Genomic DNA, 14,668 nt, shown 5'->3' on the forward strand with positions numbered 1-14,668 from the left:
TAATCAAGGAGGCCACAAATGGTAGAAGTAGTAGGTGTCCGTTATAGAGATGCTGGTCATGTCTATTATTTTACACCCGGAGATTCAGAATATGCATACAATGATAAAGTGTTAGTCGAGTCTCAGCAAACTTTACATATCGCAACGGTTGCTATTCCCAAAAGAGATATTGATCTGGAAGATTTACCTGAAACCATCAATCCCATTTTGCATAAAGCAACAACTGCTGAGCTTAAAAAAAGCAACAAAAATGAAGAAGATGCAAAAAAAGCTTTTTTGATTGCGAAAGAAAAAATTAGAGATCGAAAACTAGAAATGAAAATCGTCCAAGTTGAATATACTTTTGATCGAAGCAAATTGACTTTTTATTTTGCGGCAGATGGACGTATTGATTTTCGTGAATTAGTGAAAGATTTGGCGGCCGTTTTTCGTACAAGGATCGAATTGAAACAAATCGGTGTTCGGGATGAGGCGAAGATGATCGGAAGTATCGGGCCTTGTGGGCGACCACTCTGTTGTTCTTCTTTCTTAGGAGATTTTGTGCCTGTTTCGATCAAAATGGCAAAAGAACAAGGATTATCACTGAACCCAACTAAAATTTCTGGCTTGTGTGGTCGCTTGATGTGCTGTCTACAGTATGAAAGTGAAGCATATGAAGCCGCAAAAAAAGAACTCCCTGACTTTGGGAAAACACTTGAAACTCCTGATGGTAAAGGGAAAGTCGTAGGATTGAATCTGCTTAGTCGCTTAGTTAGTGTGCGACTGAACGGACGGGAGAATCCTGTTGAATATGAATGGGATGAACTAAAAAATTTCATCCAAGTAGGTGAGATGAATGGATAAGAGATCATTATATGATGGGTTGAACCAATTGGAGTCAGAGTTACGAAATACATTGACTGAATTAGTAGAGATGAAACATGCACTGCATGAGATCGTTGAGAAAAATACCACCTTAGAGATGGAAAATCAACGACTACGCGAACATCTTCGTGAATTGAACCAAGTGGCGCAAGCTCCAGCTGAAAATGCCAAACAGGAACTATCAAAATCCCGAATGAATCTTGAAAAGATTTATGAAGAAGGATTTCATGTTTGTTATGATTTGTATGGTTCAAGACGTGAAAATGATGAACCTTGTGCGTTCTGTTTAGAAGTGATCTATCGAGAAAGTGGACGCTAAATCAAAGGATCTAGTGGCTTCTATCACGGTCAACGAATACCGCAAAGCATTCTTGTTTTGCGGTATTCGTCGTTGAACTACCAGGATAAATTTTTTAATTAGAGTAGCTTCCTTTACTCTGTTTGAGAAGGAGAATCATATGTATAACCAAAAGAGCTTTAAAGGAAATCACGTGTTTGGCACACTTTACCTCGTTCCAACACCGATCGGAAATTTGGAGGATATGACTGTTCGCAGTGTGCGCACATTACAAGAAGCGGATTTGATCGCAAGTGAGGATACACGCAATACACAAAAGCTATTGAATCATTTCGAGATCCAAACTGCCCAAAAAAGTTTACACGAACATAATTATAAAGAACGTATTCCTCAATTGATCGACTGGCTAAAAGAAGGAAAATCGATAGCACAAGTGAGTGATGCAGGCATGCCATCTATCAGTGATCCTGGACATGAGCTTGTCGTTGCTTGTATCAAGGAAGATATTCCAGTCGTTGCATTGCCAGGACCTACCGCAGGAATGACTGCATTGATTGCTTCAGGTCTCGTACCGCAGCCATTTTTATTTCATGGTTTTTTACCTAGAAAGAAAAAAGAACAAAAAACAATGTTGGAATCGTTGCGCAATCAAACAGCAACATTGATTTTTTATGAATCACCTTATCGCGTGGCTGCAACGTTGATTAATATGTTAGAAGTGTTCGGTAATCGTCAAGTTGTGCTTTGTCGAGAATTGACGAAGATCCATGAAGAATATTTACGCGGAGACATTGAAGAATTACTTGCTTATTTAGAAAAACAGCCGATCAAGGGAGAATGCTGTTTACTTGTTGAGGGAAGCAACGAAGAGGTCGTACCAAGTGAACAATTTCAAGGTACGTTAAAAGAACAGGTACAACAATTGATTGAGCAAGGAGAAAAAACTAACGTGGCAATCAAAACGATTGCAGTCAAAAACGGAATAAAAAAACAAGAAGTTTATCGTCAGTTCCATGAATTGGATGATTAACTTTTCATGAAAAAAATCGTTCAGAAGATTGCTGTGGTGAACAGTCTTTTGAACGATTTTTTTCTTAGAATCAATTAAGCACGAGGTACAGCTTCTTTAAAAAACTAACCTCCTAACTTGAAAGGGAACAAAAGTTCGTGTATAATGATAGTGGGGTGAGTCTGATGGAATTACAGTTTCCTTTACATAATGATACGTCAAGAAAAATCATCCATATCGATATGGATGCCTTTTTTGCATCCGTTGAAGAACGAGATCACCCTGAACTTCGTGGTAAACCCTTAGTGATCGCCAGACATCCGAGTGATACTGGCGGGCGTGGGGTAGTGACAACAGCTAACTATGAAGCACGTAAGTTCGGTATTCATTCAGCAATGAGTGCCCAAAAAGCCTATGAACTTTGTCCAGAAGCGATTTTCAAACCGGGAGACCACCAAAAATATAGTGCGATATCAAAAGAAGTCAGGGAGATTTTTTATCGCTATACAGACTTAGTCGAACCTGTTAGTATTGATGAAGCTTATTTAGACGTCACGAATAATAAAATCAATTGTAAATCAGCGATCAAGATCGCCCGCATGATCCAACTTGATATTTGGCAAACGGTGCATCTGACTTGTTCGGCTGGTGTCAGCTATAATAAATTTTTAGCGAAACTTGCATCAGATTTTCAAAAACCTAAAGGAATGACGGTCGTCACCCCCGAAGAAGCAGTCGATTTCTTAAAAGCATTATCAATCGAAAAATTTCATGGTGTCGGCAAGAAAACTGTTCCTAAAATGCATGAATTAGGTATTTTTACAGGAGAAGATCTGTATAAATGCAGTGAAATGATGTTGATCCAACAGTTTGGTAAAATGGGGTATTCGTTGTATCGAAAAGTACGAGGTATCCATGATTCGCCGGTCAATGTCACCCGCGAGCGTAAGTCAGTCGGAAAAGAGCATACGTATGGACAACCACTAAGAACAGAAGAAGAAGTTTTAGGTCAATTACGTCAGCTAGCTGAGAAAGTAGAAGAGTCTCTCCGACGTGTTCAGAAACATGGAAAAACAGTTGTCTTGAAGGTCCGTTATACCGATTATTCTACAGTAACGAAGCGAGTGACATTACCAGAATATGTTTATAAAAAAGAAGCGCTGTTTTATCAAGCGAGTCTGATATGGGAAGAGATTTTAGGGATAGAGAAAGGGATTCGTTTATTAGGTATCACACTGACGAATTTAGATCCGATGACTTATGAGAATATTGTGTTGCCTTTGTGGGAAACGCAAGCGATAGAATCAGAAATAGAATAAAGAATGCTCCATCTTAGACTTTGAGACAAAAGCGAAATTCACTTCTGTCTTGGCCTTTTAGATGGAGCATTCTTTATTGTGTTCAATCAAAACTGAGTATAGTTAAATCAGTTCTTGTTTTTTTATTTGTTCATATGTTTGCGTAGCATCTGTACATTTTTCCCAGATGACGACTTGTTTTTCAGCAAGCGATCGTTGCACGTCAATGATGCGCTGATTACTACTTCCACGAAATTGTAATTTGAAATCTCTTTTTGACCATTCAAAACGGCCATCAACAAGAATATCGATTTTCGAGAGCAGTTCTAGTTTATCTTCCGAATCTTGTAATAATTCATCGAAGGTATAACCGGTCCAAGACCAGATGTCTTTGCTGTGACCAAATTCTTGCCGGATTCGATCGACTACACGTAGGCAAACATTCGTATTCAAAAAAGGTTCACCGCCTAAGAGTGTCAATCCTTGGACGTAATCATTGCGTAGATCAGCCATGATTTGTTCTTCCAGTTCAGCAGTGAATGGTTTGCCGTAACGGAAATTCTGAGCGGCTTTGTTAAAACAACCTTCACAGGCAAATAAACAGCCACTTACATATAAGCTATTACGAACACCTTCACCATCCACAAAGTTGAACGGTTTATAATCGGCAATATAGTCATGACTATAATCTTGAGCCAGCCATTCTTTAGGTTTAGGATTTCTCATAGTAAAACTTCTTTCATTATAAAATGGTATCCGTTATAAAAAATTCTTGAAGGTCGTAGGAGACATAAGAAAATAGCCAGAAGAAGGGGTGCTATCTCTCGTATGACTTGGAGTTGGACGCTTTTCTTACAACCTTATCTACAGTGTTCGAAAGCCAACTCCTACGATAATAAGTCAAAAGATGAAAAAATATAGAAAACTATTTTCCCATCTTCTGTCTTATTACTTGGAGCTGAACGACTTTCTCACAACCTTATCTACGGTGTTCGAAAAGCTGACCTTCAACATTAAGCTGAAAAATCAAAAAATATGAGAAGCTATTTTCTGATTTCCCATCTTACTGCTCAGGTCAGGACGCTTTTCTCACAACCTTACTTCATATGTTTCACGCGTGATGAGATTTCTTTGTGTCTGCCGTGGACCATTGGGCGGGCTTGTGGGTTTCCTAGATAGCCGCATGTTCGTTTGACTACGTCACATGATTTTGGATCGTGATTGCCGCATTCTGGGCATTCAAAGCCACGTTCAGTTGGTTGGAAATCTCCTTCAAAACCACATTGGTAGCAATGATCGATCGGCGTATTGGTTCCTAAATAGCCTACTTTGTCATAGGCAAAGTCCCAAACAGCTTCTAATGCCTTAGGGTTTTGTTGCAAGACTGGATATTCACAGTAATGGATAAAGCCACCAGAACAGTATTTTGGATAGTCTTTTTCAAATTCAAGTTTTTCAAATGGCGTTGGATTTTTACGCACATCATAGTGGAAACTATTAGTGTAATATTCTTTATCTGTGATATTTTCAACGATACCGAATTTCTCTGTATCTAAACGACAAAAACGATCAGTCAAGCTTTCACTTGGCGTGGAGTATACGCTGAAGTGATAGCCATATTCATTCCCCCAAGCGTCTGCATTGGCTTTTAGTTTTTTCACGATATCCAGAGTGAAGTCTTTAGCTTCAGCATTATTTTCCCACTCACCGCCAAAGAAAGAAGCAGCGACTTCATAAAGTCCAATGTAGCCTAATGAAACAGTTGCTCGACGATTTTTAAATAATTCGTCTACGGCGTCTGTACGAGATAGTCGTTTACCGAAGGCACCATACATATAAAGGATCGGTGCATTTGCAGGAATCGCTTCTTTACAACGTTCGACACGATAAACTAATGCATCTTTCATGATCGACAAGCGATCTGAAAGTAATTGCCAGAATTTTTCTTGGTCACCATCTGCTTCCATGGCGATCCGTGGCAAGTTCAATGTAACCACACCTAGATTCATTCTTCCGACATTCACTTCTTCACCGTTCTCGTCTTTCCAACCTTGTAAGAAGGAGCGACAGCCCATTGGTACTTTGAAGCTTCCTGTCAATTCAACGATCTTGTCATAGTTTAGAATATCTGGATACATTCTTTTTGTGGCACATTCTAATGCTAATTGTTTGATGTCGTAGTTTGGATCAGTGGGTTTCAGATTGATTCCGTCTTTTAGTGTAAATATCAATTTAGGGAAGATTGCTGTCCGTTTTTCACTTCCTAATCCATTGATCCGGATTTGTAAAATCGCTTTTTGGATTTCTCGTTCAAACCAATTTTTACCTAGACCGAAGCCAAGTGAAGTAAAAGGCGTTTGTCCGTTGGAAGTGAAAAGTGTATTGATCTCATATTCTAAACTTTGCATGGCATCAAAAATATCTTTTTTTGTTTTGGCTTTTGCATAGGCTTCTTGACGTTCGGGTGTGTCGATCCATTCTTTGGCATCAATTAAATGCTTTTTGTAATTTAATTGTGCAAAAGGAGCAAGCAATTCATCTGTACGATCGGCAGAACATCCGCCATATTGGCTAGATGCAACATTGGCAATGATCTGTGAGATCTGTGCCGTTGCTGTTTGGATCGATTTTGGTGATTCGACTTCTGCATTCCCAATTTTAAATCCGTTGTTCAACATACCTTTGAAGTCGATCAAACAGCAATTTGTCATTGGTGTATACGGATGATAATCGAGATCATGATAATGGATATCGCCTTTTTGATGTGCGTTGGCAATATGCGGTGGGAGTAATTTTAGCCCAATCGATTTCCCAACGATCCCAGCAGTCAAGTCACGCTGTGTATTGAACACATTACTATCCTTGTTCGCATTTTCATTGACAACACTTTGGTCTTTATTGATCAGTTTCTCAATCGAAAAGTTGATGTCTGTTGCCTTACTACGAGCAAAATCACGTTTTGTTCGATAGTGGATATATTCTTCTGCTAAGGCATATTCGTTTTTTTCTAACAAAATATGTTCAACGATATTTTGGATCTCATAGATTTTTACGTTATTTGCGAAGCGATCTTTGATTTCTTTGATCACAAGTTCTGCGATTGATTGGATCTTTTCGTACGTAATAGGAGATAAGGAACCGTGAATTTTCTTTTCTGCTTTGATCAGTGCGGCATTTATTTTCTGTTCATCAAATGGTACCTCGCGTCCGTCGCGTTTGATGACAGTCATTTTTTTAGTTTCAGGCTGTTTTTCTAGTACAGCCATTTCTTGATCTGTTCGTTTCATTTTCTTCAGCTCCTACAAAAATAGTTCTTGTCTATCATAAAACAAATTGAAGAAAGGAGCAACTAATTATCTGCTACATATAGTGTTTTATCGCTGTATAATTGAATGAGTATACTATATATGGTGTATATTATCTTGTGAAAAAAAGTGAAAACGTATGGTATCAGCTTTTGGAAAATACGAATTATTTTTTTTTGAATAAAAAAATTGAATAAAAAAATTTCATGGATAAATTTTTCGAGTGGTCAGGTGACAAAATCAAAAGGGAAAAAAGTGAAAGGATGTGCTACTATTCAATTAAGGATAAAGGTGGAGGATTAGCATGAGTAAAATAATCGAAGTAAAACATCTAAGTAAAAGTTATGGAAGTAGTAAATCACCGGTCAAGGTGTTAGACAATGTTTCTTTTTCAGTTGAAGAAGGAGAGTTTATTGGGATCATGGGGCCAAGTGGGGCTGGAAAAACTACTCTGATGAATATCTTATCAACGATCAATTTACCAACGATGGGTAGTGTGATGATCCAAGGGAATGAAATCACAAAAATGAAAAAACATGAATTGAGTGATTTCAGACGAAAAAAAATTGGCTTTATCTTTCAAACGTTCAATCTTATCGATACATTGAATGGTAAAGATAATATTTTACTTCCTTTGGCTATTGAAAATATGGCAAAAGATGAAATGGACCGAAGAGTTTTACATGTTGCCCAGCTTTTAGGGATCGAAGAATTACTAAAACGTTATCCTGATGAAATGTCAGTTGGACAAAGACAACGGATTGCGGCAGCTAGAGCTTTAGTAGTAGAACCAGAGGTGATCTTCGCAGACGAACCAACGGGATCATTGGATTCAAAATCAGCAACAGAATTGTTGAATTATTTAAAAACAGTCAACGAAGTCGAAAAATCAACGATCTTATTAGTGACACATGATCCTTATACAGCTAGTTATTGCAATCGTATTTTATTTATCAAAGATGGTGTGATTTTTTCAGAAGTGATCCGCCGAGGAACGAGAAAAGAATTCTTTGAAAAAGTCATCGACATGCAGGCGACGATTGGAGGAGGCGGTAAAATCAATGCTTTATAAACTAGCCGCAAAAAGTTTTTTTAAACAATCGAGGGGCTACCTTGTCTATTTCTTCAGTTTGACCTTATCGACGATGATCTATTACTCTTTTAGCGCGATGACCTATGACCAATCACTGATTCGAAGGGCAAGTCAAGATGTTTCGATAGATACTATTTTAAAGCTTGGTAGTTGGATCATTACCGTTGTTTTACTCTTTTTCGTACTCAGTGCTAATCGTTTCTTTCTCAATCGGAGACAAAAAGAAATTGGGATCTATCAATTGTTTGGAATCAGTAAATTCCAGATTTCATCGATCTATGTGTTGGAAACGATGACTATTGGTTTTTTTGCTTGTATGTTAGGTATTTTATTGGGAAGTATTTTTTCAAAATTGTTTCAAATGATTTTAGTACGAATGATGAAGATGGATATTACTAGTCGTTTTTTTATTTCTATCCCGTCCATTGTTGAAACCGTCGTGGTATTTTTTGTCATTCTTTCAGCAGTTTCTCTTTATTCACTATGGAAGATTTGGAGTTATCCCATGAATCGTAGTTTTGGGGAAAGAGAACAAGTGGAAAGTTCAATGTTGCGTATTCGCACAAGGCATCGTTTATTAGGCGTAATCGGTCTATTGATGATTTCTAGTAGCTATTTCGCCGCATGGAACTTTAGAGAAACGATTAGTCAGCTATTTGAAAAAAAGGTAAATCTAGGATTAATGATTGCTTTCCCATTTTCGATATTTTTTGTTTGTTTATTAGGAACCTATCTGTTCTTTTGTTATTCTTTTCGCTTGTTGCTCCATTTGTTGAGCGATTCGAGATTCAAGTATCGAGGAACCAATTTTTTATTGATTGGGAACACACAGATCCATCTTTTAAAAAGTTGGCGAATGAATTCGTTAATCACATTAGTTATCGGTCTATCTTTGGCAATGATCGGAGGGATGACTGGTATATCGACACTCATTGCACATCGTGAAGAGATTGCTGCTCCTGTTTCTTATCAATTAGATACTCAGACGGCAAACAAACTTCGACCGATCTTAGCAGAAGAAAATCAGAAGATCACTGATGAATTCGTTTTTCATTACAAAGTAGTAGGTAGCTATTATGACTTGAGCATTGGTTCGGTATCTGCCGGCAATGAGATCAAGCCAGTCAATTTGATTTCTGAAAAAGAGTATCACGCTTTTCGCAAAATCAAACCTAGTCTGCCAGAAATCAAACTTACAGGAAAAAATCATACAGTCATGTTAGATGCAATCGAATCGATGTTTCGTAATTTTTCTAGTTACGGGAAAAAGATCCATCTACCTGGTCAGCAAGAACTATTGATCCAACAGGTGCTTCCGGGATTTCTGGGAGATGAAGATATGACCTATTATGGACCGACCTTGGTCGTTGATCAAGCGATCTTTGACCGTGTAACTGGATTAGACTTTCAGATCATCAATTGGAATGTAACTGGTGGCAATCAAGAAAAATTGACCGAACGATCAAATGAAGAAGTAGCTACTAATTGGAACCACACGATTTATTATAGTTATGAGATCACCGATCAAGGGATAGTTGGGACGATCCATACCGATGCTTCTAAAGCAGAGGAAAGTGAATACTCAGAAAATAAATTGACAGGTCAAGCTTCACGTTTGAATTATAATGCTCGCTATCCTAGACTGCGTGCCACTGATCGTCAAATTGGAATCAATATCTTTGTTGCCCTTTTTGTGGGGATGATCGTGATCATTGCAACTGGTAGTATCTTGATGGTTCGGCAATTATCCGAAGCTGAAATTGAACGAACCAATTATCAATTGCTGACAAAATTAGGGATTGCTCAACGCAAAACAAATCGGATGATCTATAAACAAAATGCGTTGATGTTTTTTCCACCAATGATTTTGGGCATCACTCATGCTGTATTTGCCATCAATGTGTTTTCTCAATATGTAGAAGGGGCAGACTATTGGTTGGCATACTTTGTTTGTGGCTTATTGATCGTCATTTACCTACTCTTTTACTTTATGACTAGCCGTTTGTATTGTCGGATCATTGAGGAATAAGAAGAATAGAGCAAAAAGGGTATCCTATTCTAGCTGAACGAAAGACAGAATCGAGTTGTACGAATCTATTTTCGTACGGCTCTTTTTTTTGTTCTCTTTAGTTAGTGACAAAACTGTTAGCTGTAAAGCGCATTCTGTTAGTAAAACAAATGTTTTTTTGTGGATGGAATGAGTAGAATTTGACTAAGGATCTAAATAGGAGGAAAAAGAGATGAAACAATGGTGGCAGCAACCACAGGTTCGATATTGGCGAACTTTTATGCTTCGAACCCTTGTTTATTCTACGATACTATTGTTACTCATTTATTTGTATCATTACAAAAATATTCAAGGTGGAACATTTATATATAACGAATTCTAGGAGGGAAACGATGAAGAAAAAAGGAATCGTGGAAGCGATCGATTTTTGGGGAATAGCAGACCCAGAGAGAATCGCATATCAGACAGCAGAGGAGCGACACACATATCAAGAATTGAAGTACTCCTCAGATGCATTAGGCTATTACTTAGAGAAGCGTTTGACTACGAAAGGGCCAATCGTCGTGTTCGGCAATCTAGAGTTTGAGATGGTGGTATCATTTTTGGGCGCAGTGAAAGCAGGACATGCGTATCTACCGATTGATGCCCATACACCGAAGGAGCGGATCGAAGCGATTTTACGTGTCGCACAACCTAGTATGATCATTAGTTTAAGCGACTGGGAGATTGAGACAGATCTACCAATCATCCAAAAAGATTGTTTACGCTCGATCATCGCCTCGATAGTTGGTTATCCATTTGAGCATGCAGTGAAAGGTGATGAAAATTTTTATCTGATTTTTACTTCGGGCACCACAGGGGAACCCAAAGGCGTGCAAATCAGTCATGATAACTTAGTGAGCTTTGTCGATTGGGTCTTGAGCGATTTTCCAATCAAAGAGGGACAAGCTTTTTTAGCACAAGCGCCTTTCTCTTTTGATTTATCTGTATTCACTTTGTATCCAGCATTAGTTTCCGGTGGGATCATCAAGCCCTTATTTAAGGAAAACGTACAAGATTTTCAAAAACTATTTGCCGTTTTACCACAATTAAAACTGGACATCTGGGTATCAACCCCTTCGTTTGTCGATATTTGCTTGATGGACGCATCTTTTGACGAGGGACATTTACCAGAACTGATTACGTTCATTTTCTGTGGCGAAGAATTGACGAAAAAAACGGCGCAAGCGTTACTCGAACGGTTTCCTTCAGCCAAAATTTACAACACGTATGGGCCGACAGAAGCGACAGTAGCCATCTCTAGTATATTGATCACAAGAGAAGTATTGACTACGTATGAGCGTTTACCAATTGGCTATGTCAAGTCTGATACTACTGTATCCATTTTGAAAAATGGCGAAAGTGATCATGGCGAGATTTTGATTAGCGGTCCTAGCGTGTCAAAAGGCTATTTGAACAATCCTGAGAAAACAAAAGAAGTGTTCTTTCAAGTAACTGGGCATCAAAACTATCGAACAGGAGATGCAGGATATTTAGCAGAGGACGGTTTGCTTTTTATTGAGGGAAGAATCGATCAACAGGTGAAATTACATGGTTACCGCATTGAATTAGGTGATATTGAACATGCGTTGCTTAAAGATGAACGAATCAAACAAGCAATCGTTGTGCCCAAATATCAAGGATCGAAAGTCCAACAATTAGTGGCGTTTGTTGTACTGAACCAAGCGATTCCGGATACTAATTATCAGTTGATACGTTCGATCAAACAAAGGTTGACCGATTTTCTGATGGACTATATGATCCCACAAAAAGTGGCGTTTATTGACCAATTGCCACAAACGAACAATGGGAAAATTGATCGAAAAGCATTGACAGCTGAGGTGAATAGGTGATGAGTCTCCCACATATGATTCCTTATGCGGAGCCGTATTATTTTCTATTACTGAGTTTCGCGTTAGCGCCAATCATTTTTTCTCTACTATTTTTCCAGAAACGTTTAGGAACTTATCAAGTTCTTGTCACTTTCTTTTTCTTGTTCATCAGCTTTGGAGGAATGTATTGGCAACAAGGACTTGCTTTGATTGGCTATGTGATCTGGCAAAGTATACTTGTTTGGTGTTATTTCACTTATCGAAAAAAAAGAAATCAAAGTGTATGGTTTTATCTAGCGGTAGTTCTAGCAATTCTACCTTTAGCGATTACGAAAGTCACACCATTTCTAACATCTGGTAAGGGATCACTGTTTAGTTTTCTGGGAATTTCCTATTTAACATTCAAATCGGTACAAATGATCATGGAAATGAGAGACGGTATGATCAAAACCTATCATCCTTACCGTTATATTCAGTTCTTGTTGTTTTTCCCAACCATTTCTTCAGGACCAATCGATCGTTATCGAAGATTTGAAAAAGATCAGCTCCAACCACCAACAAAGGAACAATATCTGGAAATGTTGGAAAAAGGGGTCCATCATCTGTTTATGGGTTTTTTATACAAATTCATCATCGGTCATTATCTCGGACAGGTACTGTTACCCATCGTATCAAAAGGAGCCTTGACTCATGGCGGAGTCTCATGGTGGCTATTGGGATACATGTATGTCTATAGTTTGTATCTCTTTTTCGATTTTGCTGGCTATAGTTTGTTTGCAGTTGGTACAAGTTATTTGATGGGCTATGATACCCCGATCAATTTCAACAAACCATTTTTAGCTTGGAATATCAAAGAATTCTGGAATCGTTGGCATATGTCTTTGTCCTTCTGGTTCAGAGATTACGTTTATATGCGGTTGATGTTCTTCTTGATGAAGAAAAAATGGTTCAAGAGCAAGATCGTGACTTCAAATATTGGATACTTTGCATTGTTTCTATTGATGGGTGTCTGGCACGGTTTGACATGGTACTACATTTTATATGGTATCTATCATGCAACATTGATTTGTGTGACAGATGCATGGATTCGTTACAAGAAAAAACGGAAGAAAAAACTTCCTTCCAATCGCTTGACCCACGCATTTTCTGTTTTCATGACGTTTCAAGCGGTGTGTGCTAGCTTATTGATTTTTTCAGGATTTTTAGATCAACTATTTTTTAAATAAATGACGAGTTTAAAGGAGAGAATAGATATGGAAGAACAAGTTTTAACGATTTTAGCAGAGATTACAGGTACAGATGAAGTGAAAGAAAATAAAGAAATCGATTTGTTTGGTGAAGGTTTATTGGATTCACTAGGGTCTGTTCAATTATTAGTTGAGCTGGATGGACAACTTGATGTACAAGTTCCTGTCTCAGAATTTGACCGAGAAGAATGGGCAACACCAAATAAAATTATTGATCAAATCAACGAATTGAAGGGATAACGATGAAGAAAAAGCTGTTTGCGATTTTTGGTCCAGTGATATTTGCGTTTATACTGATTGCGATTTTTTTCACTTCATCTTATCGCGTGAATGTAGCTGACCCAGAAATCATTCATAGAGCAGCCAGTTCGATGTCAGACAACGTCTTACGAGGGGATGTAATCAAAAATACAGCTTTTACTGAAAAAAAGTATGTGCCTTTTCTTGGTTCAAGTGAATTGAGTCGGATCAGTCCCTTTCATCCTTCTGTTTTAGCCCAGAAATATCAACGGAGCTACGAACCATTTTTATTAGGTGCCCCTGGGACTCAATCGCTGAGCCAGTTCATGATGATGCGCTCAGCTGGTAGGGATCTCAGAAATAAAAAAGTAGTGGTTATCGTGTCTCCTCAGTGGTTCGTAAAAGACGGGGTGAAGGAAGACTATTTCAGTACCCACTATTCAGAGTTACAGACATTGGATTGGCTGTTTTCAATAAAAAAAGTGACCGCGTCAGATCGCTATTTCGCGCGACGTTTATTAAGTTTTTCGATCGTTTCAAAAGATGAAGAGATCACGCGGATTTTAAATACAGTACAAAAAGGAATCAAACCCAATGATAAAGAATTAGCGGGCTTGGAAGACAAATGGAACATCTTGAAGCGTGAGGATGAATTATTTAGTGGAATTGGTTTGACGGATAAACAAAAACAGATCGATCAAGCGACCAAACCATTACCGACTAGCTATGAAAAAGAGCAACTAAGTCAGCTCGCTACACAGATCGGTGCTAGTAAAACTAAGAATAATCCTTTTGCTTTAAAAGATGATTTCTACAATACCCGAATCAAACACCATTTAGATGAGTTGAAAGACTCACAGAAAGACTGGGATTATCGTTTTTCAAAGGAATATTCTGATTTTCAATTATTATTGCAACAACTAGCAAATGAACATACTGAAGCACTATTCATTCTTCCACCAGTGAATGAAAAGTGGAGTGATTATACTGGTTTGTCTCAAGAAATGTTGCAAGGATTTGCCAAAAAAGTCAAGTATCAATTAAAGAAACAAGGATTTCAACATATCGCAGACTTAACAAAGATGGCTAGTGTTCCCTATTTTATGGAAGATACGATCCATCTTGGTTGGCAAGGCTGGTTGACTGCAGATCAGTACATCCAACCCTTCTTAGAAGAGGAGCAGCCAGTGAGTCATTATCAGATGGACGATGCTTTCTATAGTAAAGATTGGCAATTGCAGACCCCGGATACACTACCAGAAAAATAAGTGATGCATTTGAATCAAAATAAAAGTCGAATAAAGAAATGTGAGGAATGACCTGTAACTTCCAAATAAAGTGGATGTTATGGGTTGTTTTTGAGATGTTAGCAGATCCAAAAAAACTAAAACGAAGATTGGCTTGATAATAAGACTGCATAAATCAAACAAATATG

General features: G+C 38.1%; 13 protein-coding genes. 11 read left to right on the forward strand and 2 right to left on the reverse strand.

The annotated features are described in order from the left end of the window. The first annotated feature begins 18 nt into the window (after positions 1-18). The 4 genes from EM4838_RS02860 to dinB all read left to right on the forward strand — a co-directional run bounded on the left by EM4838_RS02860 (position 19) and on the right by dinB (position 3,490). Positions 19-843, forward strand: coding sequence for a PSP1 domain-containing protein (locus tag EM4838_RS02860; protein ID WP_071866997.1), 825 nt, complete (start codon positions 19-21; stop codon positions 841-843). After that, positions 836-1,183 carry a DNA replication initiation control protein YabA gene (locus tag EM4838_RS02865; RefSeq protein WP_010736045.1) on the forward strand — a complete coding sequence of 116 codons (348 nt, stop codon included), beginning with the start codon at positions 836-838 and terminating at the stop codon, positions 1,181-1,183. The genes EM4838_RS02860 and EM4838_RS02865 overlap by 8 nt, the downstream gene beginning before the upstream one ends. A 139-nt stretch (positions 1,184-1,322) precedes the next feature. Next, entirely contained in the window at positions 1,323-2,192 is an 870-nt protein-coding gene (gene rsmI / locus EM4838_RS02870; RefSeq protein WP_071866996.1) for a 16S rRNA (cytidine(1402)-2'-O)-methyltransferase, read from the forward strand. A 161-nt stretch (positions 2,193-2,353) separates the two neighbouring features. Further along, positions 2,354-3,490 (forward strand): DNA polymerase IV, encoded by a 1,137-nt coding sequence (dinB, locus tag EM4838_RS02875; RefSeq protein ID WP_176285304.1) that lies wholly within the window; start codon positions 2,354-2,356, stop codon positions 3,488-3,490. 102 nt (positions 3,491-3,592) lie between these two features. Here dinB and nrdG read toward each other — a convergent pair whose 3' ends face one another. Then, complete coding sequence (gene nrdG / locus EM4838_RS02880; RefSeq protein ID WP_071866994.1) at positions 3,593-4,195, reverse strand: anaerobic ribonucleoside-triphosphate reductase activating protein; 603 nt, start codon at positions 4,193-4,195, stop codon at positions 3,593-3,595. A 371-nt stretch (positions 4,196-4,566) separates the two neighbouring features. Continuing rightward, positions 4,567-6,756 carry an anaerobic ribonucleoside-triphosphate reductase gene (nrdD, locus tag EM4838_RS02885; RefSeq protein ID WP_071866993.1) on the reverse strand — a complete coding sequence of 730 codons (2,190 nt, stop codon included), beginning with the start codon at positions 6,754-6,756 and terminating at the stop codon, positions 4,567-4,569. 322 nt (positions 6,757-7,078) lie between these two features. Here nrdD and EM4838_RS02890 point away from each other — a divergent pair, with 322 nt between their 5' ends. The 7 genes from EM4838_RS02890 (at position 7,079) to dltD (ending at position 14,501) form a co-directional block, all read left to right on the forward strand. Beyond that, complete coding sequence (locus tag EM4838_RS02890; RefSeq protein WP_071866992.1) at positions 7,079-7,846, forward strand: ABC transporter ATP-binding protein; 768 nt, start codon at positions 7,079-7,081, stop codon at positions 7,844-7,846. After that, positions 7,836-9,896 (forward strand): ABC transporter permease, encoded by a 2,061-nt coding sequence (locus EM4838_RS02895; protein WP_071866991.1) that lies wholly within the window; start codon positions 7,836-7,838, stop codon positions 9,894-9,896. Before EM4838_RS02890 ends, EM4838_RS02895 begins: the two co-directional genes overlap by 11 nt. 211 nt (positions 9,897-10,107) lie before the next feature. Then, positions 10,108-10,257: a teichoic acid D-Ala incorporation-associated protein DltX gene (locus EM4838_RS02900; RefSeq protein ID WP_010736035.1), complete on the forward strand. Its 150-nt coding sequence runs from the start codon at positions 10,108-10,110 to the stop codon at positions 10,255-10,257. A gap of 10 nt (positions 10,258-10,267) precedes the next feature. Beyond that, positions 10,268-11,767: a D-alanine--poly(phosphoribitol) ligase subunit DltA gene (gene dltA / locus EM4838_RS02905; protein WP_071866990.1), complete on the forward strand. Its 1,500-nt coding sequence runs from the start codon at positions 10,268-10,270 to the stop codon at positions 11,765-11,767. Further along, a complete protein-coding gene (gene dltB / locus EM4838_RS02910; protein ID WP_071866989.1) occupies positions 11,767-12,972 on the forward strand; it encodes a D-alanyl-lipoteichoic acid biosynthesis protein DltB in 1,206 nt (401 codons plus the stop codon). Before dltA ends, dltB begins: the two co-directional genes overlap by 1 nt. 27 nt (positions 12,973-12,999) lie before the next feature. After that, positions 13,000-13,233: a D-alanine--poly(phosphoribitol) ligase subunit DltC gene (gene dltC / locus EM4838_RS02915; RefSeq protein WP_071866988.1), complete on the forward strand. Its 234-nt coding sequence runs from the start codon at positions 13,000-13,002 to the stop codon at positions 13,231-13,233. A gap of 2 nt (positions 13,234-13,235) precedes the next feature. Beyond that, on the forward strand, positions 13,236-14,501 hold the full coding sequence (gene dltD, locus EM4838_RS02920; RefSeq protein ID WP_071866987.1) for a D-alanyl-lipoteichoic acid biosynthesis protein DltD: 1,266 nt from the start codon (positions 13,236-13,238) through the stop codon (positions 14,499-14,501). The last annotated feature ends 167 nt before the right edge of the window (positions 14,502-14,668 follow it).

The sequence above is a fragment of the Enterococcus mundtii genome, from assembly GCF_002813755.1.
GTDB lineage: Bacteria > Bacillota > Bacilli > Lactobacillales > Enterococcaceae > Enterococcus_B > Enterococcus_B mundtii.